Genomic DNA, 14,158 nt, shown 5'->3' with positions numbered 1-14,158 from the left:
GTTGATCCAGACTGGTTGGAAACAGGCGGGCGTCCGCCCGCGTGGGTCAGTTGAGCGGAACGGTCAGCCGGTCGATGATCGCGTGCGTCTGCGGACGAACGCCGCGCCACCACTCGAACGCTTCGGCGGCCTGCTCGACGAGCATGCCGACGCCGTCGGCGATGCCCTGCACACCCGCATTTCGCGCGAGCCGCAAAAACGGCGTGAGCCCCTTTCCATACGCGAGTTCGTACGCGGTTCCGCCCGGACTGAACACGCCCGGTGGAATGGCAGGCAACTGACCGGTGAGGCTCGCCGAAGTCGCGTTCACGACGAGATCGAATTCCCCCATATGGTCGAGTTCCTGGTAGCCGCAGGCGATCAATGGGCTGCTGCTTGTCACTTGCGCGACCAGCGCCTCGGCCTTGCGCACATCCCGATTCACGACGACGAGTTGCGCCGGCCGCGCCGCGATGAACGGCAGCAACGCGCCCCGCACCGCCCCGCCCGCGCCCAGCACGAGCACCCGCTTGCCCGCCATCGGCTGACCGAGGTTCACTTCAATGTCGCGCACGAGGCCAACGCCGTCGAAGTTCTCGGCAATGATCCGGCCGTTCTCGAACTTCATCGCGTTGACGGCACCGGCGAGCGCGGCCCGTTCGCTGCGCTCGTCGGCAAGCGCGAACGCTTGCAGCTTGAACGGCGCGGTGACGTTCATGCCCTTGCCGCCTGCGGCGATAAACGTTCTGACGGTCTCGGCGAAGCCGTCGGCGGGCTCGATCGGGCCTTCGATCGCCGAGTAGGTGATGTCCTGCCCCGTCTCCTTCGCAAACAGCCCGTGAATCAGCGGGGATTTCGTGTGCCCGATCGGATTGCCGATCACCGCGTATTGGTCGCTCATCACGCACTCCTTTTCGAATACAACACGCCCTGCGACTGCATCGCGTCGATCTGCGCGGCGTCGAAGCCGAGCGACTGCGCGACTTCCACATTGTGCTGACCGAGGTCAGGGCCGACTTCGCGGATCGACGTGTCGCAGTCGGAGAAGCGGAACGGCAGGTTCGGCAGACGCAGCTTTCCGAAGCGCGGATGGTCCTGCTCGATCACCATGCCACGCGCGACGATCTGCGGATCGGCAACCACTTCGTCGATGCGCTGCACTTTTGCGCAAGGCACGTCGACACCGTCGAGCAGCGCCAGCACTTCAGCGACAGGCCTGGCGGCAACCCACGGCTTCACGACGGCAAGGATTTCCTCGCGATGGGCGTTGCGCCCGTTCAGAGTGTGGAACCTCGAGTCGACGCCGAAGCCGGCCGGACCGCCATGCTGTTCGACGAGCGACGCGAACCGCTTCCACGAGTCATCGACCTGCGCGGCGATCACGAGATCGCCATCGGCCGCGCGAAACACGCCGTACAACGTCGACGTCGGCATGTCGTGGCCGGTCTGCTCGGGAACGACACCCTGCATTGTGTAGCACTGCACCGCGTATTCGTGCATCGACACCAGCGTGTCGTACAACGCCATGTCGATGTGCTGGCCGCGACCGCTCTTCACGCGGCCGAGCAGCGCGGCGTTGATCGCGGCAACCGCGTGAATGCCGGTGTACATATCGCCGAGTGAAATGCGCATCAGCGGCGGCGGTTCGCCGGGATTGCCGATCATCTGCATGATGCCGCTCTTCGCCTCGGCGATCAGCCCGAAACCGGCGCGATGCGCGTCGGGTCCGGTATGGCCGTACGCCGAAATCGAGCAGTACACGAGGCCCGGATTGCGCTCGGACAGCGCGGCGTAGCCGAGGCCGAGCTTGTCCAGCGCACCCGGTCGATAGTTCTCGATGAACACATCGGCGGAATCGCAAAGACGCTGCATGAACTCCTTGCCGCGCGGATCTTTCATGTCGACGCTCACGCCGCGCTTGCCCATATTGAGCTGCAGGAAATAGGCGCTTTGCTGGTCGTCGAGAATCGTCGCGTGCTGGCGTCCTGCGTCACCGCTTCCCGGACGCTCGACCTTGATGACTTCGGCGCCGAGCGCCGCGAGGCAGCGGCCCACATAAGGACCGGCGAGAAAGTGGCTGTAGTCGACGACGCGAATACCTTCGAGGGGACGGGCTTGCATCAGTTCGCTCCCGGACGGCGCGGGATCATCAAACGATGTTCGCCGCGCTGGACGACCTGGCCGTCCTGATTGATCAACTCCGACGGCAGCACGACGATGCCCCAGCCCGGACGACTCTTGCTCGCCCGCATGTTGCCCACGCGGAACTTCACATGCAGCACGTCATTGACCTTAATGGGCAGCAGAAAGTCCCACGTCCAGCCGAGCGACATGCCGGGCAGGAAGCGATAGTCGCTGCGCGTCTTCAGGCCATCGGCAATCGACAGGCCGAACAGGCCGTGCGCGACGATCGAACCGAAATGGCTCGCGTTGGCATATTCCTCGTCGACATGCACCGGCGTGTGATCTCCCGTGAGGTCGGCGTAGGCCAGGATGCGTTCTTTCGTGACGGTGTAGGTCGGGCTCACGCACTCGTCGCCTTCCTTTGCGTCGTCCCAGTACTTTTCGATGATGGTGCTCATGCTTACGCCTCCGCGCGTGGATTGATTGCCAGCGCTTGTGCGACGCACGTGGCGGGTTTGGCCTGAATCAGTTCGACGGCAAGCCCATCGGGCAGACGCAGCCAGTTGCGCCCTTGCGGCATTTCGCTGACACCGAACGCTTGCGCCGCCGCGAGCGCGGCCTCGAGGTCTTCGCACATCACGCCGAGATGACCCAGGCGGCCCTCAGGACCTTCAAAGCGCGGCTCGCTGATGAACTGCAGTCCACCAAGGGTCCAGTACTGACGCGGCTCCTCGCGCGGGCCGTCGACTTCGCGCATCGTCATGCCGAGCACCTGCTCGAAGAAGCGGATATGCCAGTGGATGTCCTTCACCCAGATGGCGACGTGCTCCAGATAGGCCTTCGGCGCGCTCATGCTGCGGCTCCTTCTTTCTGGCGGTCCAGCAGCGCGCGCTCGATGCCCTTGATGCAGGCCACGAGCGTCGAGTTCACCGGCGTCGGCACACCGAGGCGCTCGCCCCAACGCACAACCGCGCCGTTGATGAAGTCGATTTCGGTGACGGAGGACTTTTCGAGGCTCTGCAGCATCGAGGTCTTGAATGCGGGGGAGAGTCCTTCGGCGGCCAGCGTCCAGGCTTCTTCCGCTTTCGTCATCGATAGCTGGATGCCGGCGGCCTTTGCGGCTGCCATCGCTTCTTCGATCGCCGCCAATGCGGTGGCCTTCAGAACGGGCTCTTCGTACAGTTGCCCATACGTCAGGCCGGTGATACCGGTGATCGCGCCCGTCGCGACGTTGATCAGCAACTTGTCCCACATCGTGCCCAGGATGTTGTCGCTGACCGTGGTCATCAGACCGGAGCCGTTGAACGCGTCGGAGATGGCGCGGACCCGGTCGGTCACCTGACCGTCGAGCTCGCCGATGATCGTCAGCTTTCCATGCACGCCCGACTGGATGTGTCCGGGCGCCTTCAGCACGCCGCCGACATAGGTCTTGCCCGCCAGCACGCGCTCCCGACCGACGATTTCGCTGAGCACGTCTTCGTGGCCGAGACCGTTTTGCAGTGACAACACGAGCGTGTCGGGTCCGACGAGTTCGAGCGCCCCGCGCATGGCCGAATCGGTGTGAAAGGACTTGACCAGCACGATGACGAGGTCCACCGGTCCTACTTCGACGGGGTTCATCGTCGCGCGGACTTTCACGCGACGTGAGCCATTGGCATCGTCGACTAGCAGGCCGTCGCGACGCATGGCTTCGACGTGTGCGGCAAAGCGGTCGACCAGCCACGTCTCGTGGCCGCCCTCAGTCAGGGCGGAGCCGATCGCGCAACCCAACGCGCCGGCTCCCAGGAATGCGATCTTCATAGGTGTCTCCGTGATATGGAGACCAAGATACGATTCCGACCTCATGCTGGCAATGCAATGAACGCAATAGCATCATTGCGTATTGCAATGATGCGGTGAGCCAGCGCCGATTGATCCATGTTTTTGGCTCAGCGGTCAACGCCATGGACATCACTGCGCACAGCAGCGGGATACCGTTCCGGCTCCCGCTTTTCCCCTCAGTGCGTGCGCACCATCTCTCCGCTCTGTCCCGTGCTCGTCGCCGCGGCTCTTTCCGCTCGATGCATGGCGGCCACCTTCGCTTCCGCGGCCTGAATATCCGCCGGATACGAACCATCATCGCCCTGTGACGGGTTGTAGCCGGCCGCTTCCAGCTCTTCGAGTTGGTGCATGACCTCCGCGCGCGTGACTTGATGAGGCGCGGGCTCCGACATGGTTTGCGCATTCACGTTTGCCGAACTCGCGATCGACATCGCACCAACGAACACGAGGCTCAGCAGCGGGGAAACCGCGTATTGATTCAACGATTCGGATTTCATGATGTACTCCTTTTGACCTGAAGATGTATTCGCGCATCTGCAATCACCGCGGACCGTCATGTAGAGCGTGAGTGTTACGCGATGCACATCTGGTAGACGGAGTTTTGTCGTTGGATATTCCCGATCTTTGGGTCTAAGAGCACTGTGACGAGAAAAATACTTCCGGACGCCTAAATAGAACTTCCACGCAATCTCCGGCGTTCGATGCCGTTGCGCAATTGACCCGCGACGAACGCGCCGACGATGAGCGCCAGATACAAGGCCACGAGATCGTGACGCCAGCCATTCAGCGCGAGCTGATGCGCAATCAGTTTGGGATCGGGAGCCCCGAGGATCGCACGCTTCGCTTCGACGGTTCGCATCATCCGGACAAAGCCCGCCGCCGACAGCAAAGGCAGCACGATCACCCATGTCAACAGCACAGGCTTCATGCGAAGCGCCCATGGGTAGTGACGCAGCCGAAACCAGAGCCCGAGGCATCCGTGTATCCATCCGGGTGCGAGCAGCGCAAGCTGCAAGCCTTGCGTACCTGTCGTCAGCAACTGGATAACGACGCGCTCGTAGTCCGGTTCGAAGCCATAGAGCGACGACGCGAGCCGGGTCGTCACCGCATGACGGATCAACAGCAGCGGCAGGCTCAGTCCTGCCCACAAACGCACCCATTCAGCCGGAGGCAACGCCCAGTGACGGCGCGCGTAGATGGTGCGCAGCGCGAGCGCAAAATGCAGCGCGGCCGCCCCGTACAACGCGATGGTTCCAGGCGCACTGCGCCAGAGCCACAGCGCCAGGACCAGACCACGCCCGGCGAGTTCGAGCGACCAGATTCCGAGCGCGTGGTTGAGCAGATGGAGAAAGAGGTAGACCAGCAACACCACGCCGGAGCCGAGTTGCAGCCGACGCAGCACGGCTTGCATCCGCACCGTCATGACAACGACCCGCTGGTGTCGCGCGTCGTGTGCCGTGCGAACGCCATATTTACGATGTTCATTTGATCACCTCTCCACTGTCAGTCTTACCTGCAAGACCGCGCGGATGCGGTGGTTATTCCCGATTCGACTCACGCGCCCTGATCGTTTCGAGCGCGCACGACACTCTGGCGTGCCCGCGTTGACGATTCGGCGTGTATTGCGCGAGTTAGCGACTATGAATGATTGGTTGATTCTGGCCGACCGGAACCACATCGACAGGCCGATGAAAGACTTTTACCAAATCGAAAGCTGGTTCGGATATGCGGTGTCGGGCGGTATTGCGCGCAACGCGCCAGGTAACGTTGCGCAAGCGGTGACCGCGCTGTTGACAAAAACAATAAAGGTCAAAGGTCATGGGTACGCCGCGGCATAGGAGGCTGATGCCGCGACGTCCGGTGCCGTCTCCAGGCCTCATTGGAAGGAGACACGGCGATGAACTTGAGCAGAGAGTTGGGGCGCGCGCGTGGGCGCGTGCCGTCGTGGGTGGGGGCGTGCTGTGTGCTGGGTCTGTGCGCGATGTGGAGCCACGGCGCGTACGCGGATTCGCCGGCAGACCGATGCCATGGCGACGCATGCAAAAAGCACGAGCCACCGCCTCGATCGAAACTCAGCTGTCCGAATCTGAACGGAATGACCATCCGCGCCCACGAGATCGGTCTGCCGACGACAGGCGCGCTCGTCACCTCGACCACCCAGGTAGCGGCGAGCGGCAGCGGCGCGACGGCTACCGGGTCGTACTGCCTCGTGGCCGGCGCGATTCATCCTGTCGATCCGTCCGCACCGGACATCCTGTTCAACGTCGCGTTGCCGGACCAGTGGAACGGCAAGATCCTGATGCTCGGCGGCGGCGGCTTCGACGGCTCGATTCCCGCGATCACGGGTAACGTGCCGAGCGCACCGGCCGATCTGCCGGGACCGCTGTCGCGCGGCTACGCGGTGTTCGCGAGCGATTCCGGGCACGAGGCGACGAACGGTGGGGTGAACGGCGCGTTCTCGGTCAACGCCGAGGCCTACGACAACTTCATGGGCGAAGCGCTGAAGAAGACGCACGATGCGTCGCTCGAGATCATCGACGCGCATTACGGCACGCATCCGTCCAAGGCGTATTTCGCGGGCGGCTCGACGGGCGGGCGCGAGGCGCTGACCGTCGCGCAGCGCTGGCCGCAGGACTGGGACGGCATCATCGCGTTCTATCCCGCGTATGACTTTACGACGCTGAGCCTGCAGCAATTGCGCGTGACCGAAGGCTTCGCGGCGCCGGGCGCTTATGTCGACACCGCGCAGCGCGCGCTGCTGCTCAACGCGGTGATGCAGGCTTGCGACGGGCTCGACGGCGTCGTCGACGGACTCATCAGCAACGTGCAGGCGTGCAATGCGACGTTCAACCCGGCGACGGCCCGCGTCGACGGCAAGCCTTTGCGTTGCGCCGGCGGTATCGCGCGCGGCGACACGTGCCTGTCGGACCGGCAGATCGAGGCGCTGAACACGATGAACACGCCGCTCGTGTTTGCGTACCCGCTCGAAAGCGGCGAAACACAGTATCCGGGCTATAACGTGTATGGCGCCGATCTCGGGGTGGGCAGCAGTTCACCGCTCGAAGCAACGGTCACGACGCTCGCGCTCGGCACGACGCAGCCGTCGTATCCGCTGCAGAGCACCGCGATGTTCGACGGCCAGATCGCCGACGACTTCGTTCGCTACACGGTGATGGACAACCCGAACGCCGACTCGCTGACATACAACCCGGCAATAGCCGGCCGATGGTCCGGGCGGGTCAGCATGCTGTCGGGGCTCGACGCGACAGACGCGAACCTGACGCCGTACATGCGGCACGGCGGCAAGTTGCTGATGGCGCACGGCACCGTCGATCAGACCGTCAGCACACGGGCGACCGAGATCTACTGGCAGCGCATGCTGGTGACGATGGGCTTCCGCGCGGTCGGGTCGTTCGCGCGCTTCTATGAGATCCCGGGGTTGCAGCACGCGGTCGGCACCGAGTTCAATGCGTCGTGGGACTCGCTGACGACGCTGGAGAACTGGGTCGAGCACGGCACGCCGCCAGTGCATCAGGTGGTCACCGACACCGCGGGTGTACCGGGACGCACGCGGCCGCTGTGTCAGTATCCGGCGTGGCCCAGCTATAACGGCGCGGGGGATGTGAACAGCGCGGCGTCGTTTACCTGCGTGCAGTGAAGCAAGTCATGGAGAGGCTTGTGGGCCTCTCCATCCAAAGTCTGAAAGAAGTCATCGCGCCGCTCATGATTGCGGCGCGGTGGGCTGTTTGCGAACGCTGGTGTAGCAGTTGCCCAAAAGAGAGATTGGGCCTCAGAAAATGGCTACAGCCGCGACCTTGCCGAGCGGGCGCTCGCGCATATCGTCTCGAACAAGGTTAAGGCGGCCTATCATCGAACCGACTTGCTGGAACAGCGCCGCCCGATGAGGGAGGCGTGAGCGGCATGTCGACCGCCAAGGCAAATGGATCAAGATCTTTTAATTGTCACATCTATGAAAATTAATCTTTCCACTATCGCCATAAAAATCCGGCTCACTCACCCATTGATATTTTTTAGCTTTGCCAACGTAAAATCCATTCCAATTAAAAATAACATCACTTTCATTCTCGATTTTTATAGCAGCGATTCGATGATCCCTCGAGAAATGATCCCAATCGAGATTCATACCACCTCGCCCAAGATCCAGCGGAGACTCAAGATATACTCCAACAAGTCCGTCCTTTTTATCACCCTCTTTCAAGAAAGAATTAATGACAATTTGATTTGAATTGACAGTAATTTTCGCCTTAAGGTGGCCATCTATTTTTATGCCCTCCAAATTGTCACAGTCCGGCGACCATCTCCCCTCGAGTTTGCTAGCGATATCGCCGTATTTTGAGTGCAAAACCACGTCCCCGGTCGCGTGACAGGGGACCGCGAAGGCAAGCATCAAAGAAGGTAGAACAGAGAAGAATGCAATTTTCTTTATCATTTTAACAACTCTCCCTGAGGAACAGTCAAAGTAGTATGGCCGCGCAGTTCATCTTCGAGATACTCTGCGAACAATTTACTGGCCCTATCCATTGTCATTACCGGTTGTCCATAGGGCGAATCCGGTTGACTAGCCCATTCCTTATTCGTCCCTTCAGCCTTCCCTCCTGATCCGAGTATGGCAGTCCAAAGATCGCCGTCGATGATAGGGTTTAACACATGCCGTGTCATTAGCAATTGAACGGCGGCCCTGTCCTGGCTCTCAGGGTCAAAATTTGAATATTGTTTTTTGCTCACGAGCCCATCCCACGTCCCTTCCAGTATTTGATACGCTCCGGCCGCGGTGGAGGTATATTTCCCAGCGGTGATTTTCTTTCTCGGATGATCTGCAAAGCCCTGAAATGTCCCACCTCCGTAGAGGGTCGTGTAACCCCTGTCCGTTGACGTTCCCTCACCAACGCGAATAACTCTCAGCAAAGCTCTCACGCGCGCTTCCGCAAGGCTTAATGATGTTGAGGAACTCGAGAAATTCCCCACCAGCCCAATCGGATTGATGTGATAGACATTGGGGCGAGGGAAGCCGGGGACGCGGGCCGCCACCTCGTCCCACCACACGAGCTTCGCGATACGCTTTTTTTCCTCTTCATGCTCGGCCTTCGGCCCGGTGCGCTCCTCGATTGCACTGACCAGCGCCTGCCACTTCGTCGGGTTGGCCCATTCGCTTTCGTGCTTCGGAATGAGGCGCGACGCGCGAAACGCGGCCCACGGAAATCCTGAGCCGTGGACGCTTTGTCCAATATTGCAAAGGTCGTCCGCCGCGTGCGGGCCGTCGCCGGTCGGATAGAGCACGCGGTATATGGCGCCCATAAGCGGGCTGAGTCTGCCAAGGGAACCCGCGCCGGGCATATCCCTGCCAAGCGCATAGTCCACGTAATCGCCAGTGGTCGTAAAGATGGTGTGCGTCGGATCGTGGTCCTCGTCGTGGCACACGAAATCGATCCAGCTTTGCGCATTCTCGCGAGTCACACGCCCGCCTTCGAAGCTCTGCTCGCGCACCCATCCGCTAATCGGATTGCGTAGCGCGTCCGCGCTGTCCACTTTCCACCAGCGCCGTTGGGTCCCGTCGTTGCCCGGATCTTTTTCCATGAACAGGTCACCGTCATCCTGGGGGAGCGCGGCAAACTGATAAACCTGAATCACATCGGTCTGTTTCGGGTCCTTGCCGGGTTGCCCGTTGGCGTGCGTCTGGTAGAGCTTCGTCCCCCGGTTCACGCGCAGAATGGTTGGTTCCGGCGACACGCCCAGATCATTCCACTGGTTCGTGACCGCTGGCGTGTCCTCGACGTGCGTGTTCACCCAGGCGCGCCCCGCCTTGATGAACGGCTTGATACCCTCGTCGCAGAACACCTCGATATGCGCCATCCGGGTTCCACTCGAACACTCGCTGAGCGAGTCATAACGGCCCAGGTGGCCGATCAGGTCGCCCGCCTTGATCGGGACGCCGCCTCCCGTTCCCTGTGGATCGCTCGCCTTGCATGCCTGATCCGTTGTGAGGATTACCCGGTCGAACATCGACTCGGGGATGCTCTCTTTCGCTACCGGGCCACCATTCTGCGCGCCCAGGTAAATCCAGCCGTTCACGGCCAAGGAGGGCTCAACATAGCCGCCCGCCTCAGGCGCATACAGCGTTGCTCCATTCAGGTCCGTTAGCTGGCCCCACGTTGCACCATGCACCGTTTCGGTCTTGCCGATGCTGACGCTTGCACCCTGCGGCAGGATGCCAACGATAGAGCCGTTCAGCGTCCTGCGCACATGCAAACCCACCTGTGAAAGATCCGCAACCTGCCCACTGCGACCCGGCTGCGGCCTGTCCTGCGCAAACTCCGTCACCCGCCGCTGCCGCGACCAGTACGCCGGTTTCTGCCGCTTCGGGAAGTTGCTGTCGTAGTCGGCGTTGGACATCAGGTGCATGTACAGGCTGTAGAACGTCAGCTTCGTGCCGCGCGGAAACTCCATCTCGTGCCGCACCAGGGCGAAGCCCGTACTGTAGGGTGCCTCAAACGGTGCGTTGCTACTGCCCAGCGCCACTTCGCTCACCGGGTAGTCCCGGTTGGCGCGATAAGCGATCAGCACGCCGTCCGCGATGCAGCGTAGTCCCGCGTCGAGGTCGAGCGCCTTTCCCGCGCCCGCCTCCGTGATGTGAATGCCGCCGTGCCACATACCCTTGCGGCTGACGAGATACGCGCCGGACGGCTCGCTCGCGGCGAGAAGCCGGTAGATCTCGTGCTCGTCGGTGAACCGGACGGATGCACCGGCATTGCCTTGCGTCTTCCGCAGAAAGGGAAAAGTAAATGCCAGTTGTTTGAGCGCGGGAGCTTGTGACGTCTGCGGGTGATGCGGTGCCGGTTTGCTCGCCATAGGTTCGGTGCGCTCGTGCGTAAATGAGGACGCACTACCTTATGACGGGTCGAACGTCAGCACCAATACGTCGCGCTCTGAATTTATGCAAACAATTGTCAGAAAGAGAATTCGCGAATTGGATCGATCAAAGCGTGGCCGTCACGCCGCCATCGACGTAAAGAATGTGACCATTGACGAAGTCCGACGCGCCGCTCGCGAGGAAGATCGCGGCGCCGACCAGATCCTGCACATCGCCCCAACGCCGCGATGGCGTGCGATTGACCAGCCAGTTGCTGAAGGCTTCATCGTCGACGAGCGCCTCGGTCAGCTCCGTCTTGATGTAGCCGGGGCCGAGGCCATTGACCTGGATGCCATGCTGACCCCAATCGATCGCCATGCCTTTCGTCAGCATCTTCACCGCGCCTTTGCTCGCGGTGTAAGCGGCGATGTTGGGCCGGCCCAGTTCGCTTTGCACCGAGCAGATGTTGATGATCTTGCCGCGCTTGCGCGCGATCATGTGCCGCGCGACCGCCTGTCCGACCAGAAACACGCTATCCACGTTGGTCTTCATCAGCTGTTCCCATTGCGCGTGCGAGAACTGCTCGAGCGGCGCGCGACGCTGCATACCGGCGTTGTTCACGAGGATATCGATCGCGCCGATCTCGCGTTCGATCTGCGCCACCGCCGCTTCCACCGCTTCGGGAGCGGTCACGTCGAAACATCGCCCATGCACGTTCGCCCCCGCGTCGCGCAGACGGCTCACCGCTTCCGCGAGGCGCGCTTCGTTGCGGCCGTTCAGCACGACTTCGGCACCGGCGCCCGCCAGTCCCTGTGCCAACGCATAACCGATACCGGTACTCGATCCGGTGACGAGCGCGCGACGCCCGCTTAGGTCGAACATCTGCAGACCGTGGTTCAACTTCCTTACCCCCTTTATAAACTCGTGTGGCAGCGTTCGATTCGTGACGCTAACCGGATGAATCGACATCGTGCCTGAATCGACGGCGCTGCTCGGCGTCGGTGATGCACGCTTCGATCCGCTGCACGAACTCGTCGAAATTCGCGGCATGCCGCGCCTCGCGAGTGGCGATCATCTTCGCGATCGGGCCCAGATAGACGGCCAGTTTGACGGCGACGGCATCGATGCTGGCCTGATCGATCGCACTGGCCGTTGGCGTGCCTGTGGCGGTCGCCGGCGAGACAGCCGATACCTTTGCCGTGGCCGTCGCGGCACGCGCGCCCGGCGCTGCCGACGTGATCATCGACATCTCGGGCAAGCCGGCCGTCAAGCGTGCGAACGCCCGCTCGAATTCGAGCCGTGCCGTGTCCGGCAACACCGCCGCCAGTTGCGCGCCGAGCGCCGGCAGGTCGTTCGCCTGGGTGGCCGCGCGTCGCACCAGCAGACTCGCGAGCGGGCCCATATGGATCGCGAGTTGGCGTTCGATGCGCGCGAGCACCTCAGGCGGCCAACCCTGCGGCGCCGAAGGCACAGGCATGGGTGGGTTGCCGCCGCCCGTCGCAAGCGCCGGCGAGAACGAGGACGCGGACAAATAGGCGGACGGCGTCACGATGGTCCGGTCATCGTCGGCCGCGGCCGTTGAGGCGGCCAACGACCTCAAGCTCGCGAGCCATTGCGCGGCCGAATCGAAGCGGTCTTCCGGGCGCCTCGCAAGCGCCCGGGCGACCATCGCGTCGAGCGCCGGCGGCAACACGGAGACGATTTCCGAGGGCCGGGCCGGCGTATCTTTGATGACCTTCTGCCTGATGGTCGCCGGCGAGCCGACGAACGGCTGACGGCCGGTCAGCATCCGGTACAGCACGACGCCGGCCGAGAACAGGTCCGCACGGGCATCGACGGATGCGCCCTCGAACTGCTCGGGCGACATGTAGCTCGGCGTGCCGATCATCCACCCGGACGAAGTCGCGGCTGAGCCGACGCGCGCGACGCCAAAATCGGCGACCTTCAGCAACCCCGCCGCCGTGACGAGCAGATTCGCAGGCTTGATGTCGCGATGCACGACGCCGGCTTCATGCGCATACGCGAGCGCCGCGAGCAGTTGCGCAAGCCAGTGAAATGCCTCGGACAGCGGCAGCGGGTGGCCCGGCACCAGCAAGGTATCGAGGCCATGTCCGGCGACGTACTCCATCACGATGTAGGCCGTGTCGCCGTCTTCGCCGAAATCGTGGACCGTGACGATGTTCGGATGCGCGAGCCGACCGGCCGCGCGCGCCTCGTTGCGAAAACGCTGCAGCATGTCGCCGCTGCGGTCCTCGCTGGCGAGCAGTTCGCGACGCACGGTTTTCAGCGCCACCGGTCGTTCGAGGTGCGGGTCGAACGCGAGATAGACGACGCCCATGGCTCCCGTGCCCAGCACACGGTCGATACGGTACTTGCCAATCTGCGCAGGCGTTGCTTCGTTACTCATTCGCGTTCCGATCGAGGGCCGCATGGCCGATCATGCCAGCTTACGCCCCCAGCATCCGCAGCGCTTCGACGAGGCTCGTTTTCATGCGGTTGAACGACACGGCAAGCGACGCGATCTCGTCACCGCCCCGGGTCGAGAACGACGCCGTGTCGAGCTTGCCGAGGCTGACTTCGTCGGCCGCGCGCGACAAGGCCTTGAGCCGCTTGGTCACGAGGAAATGCACCATCAGGTTCAGCGCGATCAGCACGCAGCCGAACACCGCGGCGAACGACAGCATGAACGTGCGCCAGACGCTGTGCGCCTGTCCAAGCGGCAACGACATCGGCACGGACACGACCTGCGCGCCGATCGTTTCATGCAGCGGCCAGTTGAAGCCGTTCGCCGGCCCGTACTTGTCGATCATCGTACGCGGCGCCGCCGAGGGCGTGCTGTGACATTCGAGGCAGGCAGCCGAGTCGATGCGGGTGGGCCGCGCGATGTAAAGGCTCGGACCCGACGGCGTCGCGCGTTCGCCGATTAGTTCGGGCAATTCGGGATGGTCATGCAGGCGCCGGATCACATCGGTTTCCCAATCCGTGGCGCGGTCGCGCGGATTGGTCGGATCGAGCATCGCGCTCTTGTACGAGAAGCCCGGAAACTTCTTCTGGATCGCGAGCAGGCTCTCGACGGCGGAATACGCGGGGATCGACTGCGGGACGAACGCGTATTTGATCTGCGTGGCAAGCAGCGGCGTCACCTGTTCGGACGTATAGTTCTGCGCCGCGGTGGCGGCTTCGATCATCAGGCTCGCGTCGCGCACGGTTGTCTGCACCGCGTTTTCCTGCAACACCCGGTCGGCCACGAAACCCGTCGCGGCGAATCCCGCGGCGAACACGACGAGGAAGGCGAGATTGAACTTCAGAGTCAACGACAGGTTCATGGCGGCTCCACGCAAATGGTGTGCAAAGGCGTCAACGCCT

Annotated in this window: 14 protein-coding genes; 2 read left to right on the top strand and 12 right to left on the bottom strand. The window is 62.5% G+C overall.

From position 1 onward, the window contains the following. Positions 1–46 precede the first annotated feature (46 nt). From aroE to EVC45_RS17855, 7 genes are all read right to left on the bottom strand, one after another. Complete coding sequence (gene aroE / locus EVC45_RS17885) at positions 47–880, bottom strand: shikimate dehydrogenase (RefSeq protein ID WP_129959265.1); 834 nt, start codon at positions 878–880, stop codon at positions 47–49. After that, positions 880–2,100: a CaiB/BaiF CoA-transferase family protein gene (locus tag EVC45_RS17880; RefSeq protein ID WP_129959264.1), complete on the bottom strand. Its 1,221-nt coding sequence runs from the start codon at positions 2,098–2,100 to the stop codon at positions 880–882. The genes aroE and EVC45_RS17880 overlap by 1 nt, the downstream gene beginning before the upstream one ends. Next, complete coding sequence (locus tag EVC45_RS17875; RefSeq protein ID WP_129959263.1) at positions 2,100–2,561, bottom strand: MaoC family dehydratase; 462 nt, start codon at positions 2,559–2,561, stop codon at positions 2,100–2,102. Before EVC45_RS17875 ends, EVC45_RS17880 begins: the two co-directional genes overlap by 1 nt. A 2-nt stretch (positions 2,562–2,563) precedes the next feature. Further along, positions 2,564–2,956, bottom strand: coding sequence for a VOC family protein (locus EVC45_RS17870; RefSeq protein WP_129959262.1), 393 nt, complete (start codon positions 2,954–2,956; stop codon positions 2,564–2,566). Beyond that, complete coding sequence (locus EVC45_RS17865; protein ID WP_129959261.1) at positions 2,953–3,903, bottom strand: ketopantoate reductase family protein; 951 nt, start codon at positions 3,901–3,903, stop codon at positions 2,953–2,955. Before EVC45_RS17865 ends, EVC45_RS17870 begins: the two co-directional genes overlap by 4 nt. Before the next feature lie 197 nt (positions 3,904–4,100). Then, positions 4,101–4,421, bottom strand: a complete 321-nt coding sequence (locus EVC45_RS17860; RefSeq protein ID WP_129959260.1) for a DUF4148 domain-containing protein — start codon at positions 4,419–4,421, stop codon at positions 4,101–4,103. Between the two features lie 170 nt (positions 4,422–4,591). Further along, the gene (locus EVC45_RS17855) at positions 4,592–5,347 is read right to left on the bottom strand and encodes a hypothetical protein (protein ID WP_129959259.1); all 756 of its coding nucleotides are present in this window, start codon (positions 5,345–5,347) and stop codon (positions 4,592–4,594) included. Between the two features lie 217 nt (positions 5,348–5,564). Here EVC45_RS17855 and EVC45_RS17850 point away from each other — a divergent pair, with 217 nt between their 5' ends. Together EVC45_RS17850 and EVC45_RS17845 are read left to right on the top strand one after the other, a co-directional pair. Further along, positions 5,565–5,762 (top strand): hypothetical protein, encoded by a 198-nt coding sequence (locus EVC45_RS17850; protein WP_129959258.1) that lies wholly within the window; start codon positions 5,565–5,567, stop codon positions 5,760–5,762. Positions 5,763–5,821: 59 nt separating this feature from the next. Then, complete coding sequence (locus EVC45_RS17845; protein ID WP_248295172.1) at positions 5,822–7,582, top strand: tannase/feruloyl esterase family alpha/beta hydrolase; 1,761 nt, start codon at positions 5,822–5,824, stop codon at positions 7,580–7,582. Between the two features lie 297 nt (positions 7,583–7,879). On the opposite strand, the gene EVC45_RS17835 is transcribed toward EVC45_RS17845, so the two are convergent. The 5 genes from EVC45_RS17835 to EVC45_RS17815 form a co-directional block, all read right to left on the bottom strand. Further along, on the bottom strand, positions 7,880–8,374 hold the full coding sequence (locus tag EVC45_RS17835) for a hypothetical protein (protein ID WP_129959257.1): 495 nt from the start codon (positions 8,372–8,374) through the stop codon (positions 7,880–7,882). Continuing rightward, positions 8,371–10,791, bottom strand: a complete 2,421-nt coding sequence (locus EVC45_RS17830; protein ID WP_248295171.1) for a glycoside hydrolase family 104 protein — start codon at positions 10,789–10,791, stop codon at positions 8,371–8,373. Before EVC45_RS17830 ends, EVC45_RS17835 begins: the two co-directional genes overlap by 4 nt. A gap of 127 nt (positions 10,792–10,918) precedes the next feature. Then, the gene (locus EVC45_RS17825) at positions 10,919–11,674 is read right to left on the bottom strand and encodes a glucose 1-dehydrogenase (RefSeq protein WP_129959305.1); all 756 of its coding nucleotides are present in this window, start codon (positions 11,672–11,674) and stop codon (positions 10,919–10,921) included. A 67-nt stretch (positions 11,675–11,741) separates the two neighbouring features. Next, positions 11,742–13,199 carry a serine/threonine-protein kinase gene (locus EVC45_RS17820; RefSeq protein WP_168991495.1) on the bottom strand — a complete coding sequence of 486 codons (1,458 nt, stop codon included), beginning with the start codon at positions 13,197–13,199 and terminating at the stop codon, positions 11,742–11,744. 40 nt (positions 13,200–13,239) lie between these two features. Further along, entirely contained in the window at positions 13,240–14,118 is an 879-nt protein-coding gene (locus EVC45_RS17815) for a DUF3365 domain-containing protein (protein ID WP_129959255.1), read from the bottom strand. Positions 14,119–14,158: the final 40 nt, after the last annotated feature.

The organism is Paraburkholderia sp. UYCP14C (genome assembly GCF_004197395.1).
Taxonomy (GTDB): Bacteria; Pseudomonadota; Gammaproteobacteria; order Burkholderiales; family Burkholderiaceae; genus Paraburkholderia.
This window is presented reverse-complemented; position numbering and strand designations above follow the sequence as displayed.

Coding starts and splice junctions, on each gene's coding strand:
- aroE (WP_129959265.1), bottom strand. CDS start 880: ATGAGCGACCAATACGCGGTGATCGGCAATCCGATCGGGCACACGAAA.
- EVC45_RS17875 (WP_129959263.1), bottom strand. CDS start 2,561: ATGAGCACCATCATCGAAAAGTACTGGGACGACGCAAAGGAAGGCGAC.
- EVC45_RS17850 (WP_129959258.1), top strand. CDS start 5,565: ATGAATGATTGGTTGATTCTGGCCGACCGGAACCACATCGACAGGCCG.
- EVC45_RS17815 (WP_129959255.1), bottom strand. CDS start 14,118: ATGAACCTGTCGTTGACTCTGAAGTTCAATCTCGCCTTCCTCGTCGTG.
- EVC45_RS17860 (WP_129959260.1), bottom strand. CDS start 4,421: ATGAAATCCGAATCGTTGAATCAATACGCGGTTTCCCCGCTGCTGAGC.
- EVC45_RS17880 (WP_129959264.1), bottom strand. CDS start 2,100: ATGCAAGCCCGTCCCCTCGAAGGTATTCGCGTCGTCGACTACAGCCAC.
- EVC45_RS17855 (WP_129959259.1), bottom strand. CDS start 5,347: ATGACGGTGCGGATGCAAGCCGTGCTGCGTCGGCTGCAACTCGGCTCC.
- EVC45_RS17825 (WP_129959305.1), bottom strand. CDS start 11,674: ATGTTCGACCTAAGCGGGCGTCGCGCGCTCGTCACCGGATCGAGTACC.
- EVC45_RS17820 (WP_168991495.1), bottom strand. CDS start 13,199: ATGAGTAACGAAGCAACGCCTGCGCAGATTGGCAAGTACCGTATCGAC.
- EVC45_RS17845 (WP_248295172.1), top strand. CDS start 5,822: ATGAACTTGAGCAGAGAGTTGGGGCGCGCGCGTGGGCGCGTGCCGTCG.
- EVC45_RS17870 (WP_129959262.1), bottom strand. CDS start 2,956: ATGAGCGCGCCGAAGGCCTATCTGGAGCACGTCGCCATCTGGGTGAAG.
- EVC45_RS17865 (WP_129959261.1), bottom strand. CDS start 3,903: ATGAAGATCGCATTCCTGGGAGCCGGCGCGTTGGGTTGCGCGATCGGC.
- EVC45_RS17830 (WP_248295171.1), bottom strand. CDS start 10,791: ATGGCGAGCAAACCGGCACCGCATCACCCGCAGACGTCACAAGCTCCC.
- EVC45_RS17835 (WP_129959257.1), bottom strand. CDS start 8,374: ATGATAAAGAAAATTGCATTCTTCTCTGTTCTACCTTCTTTGATGCTT.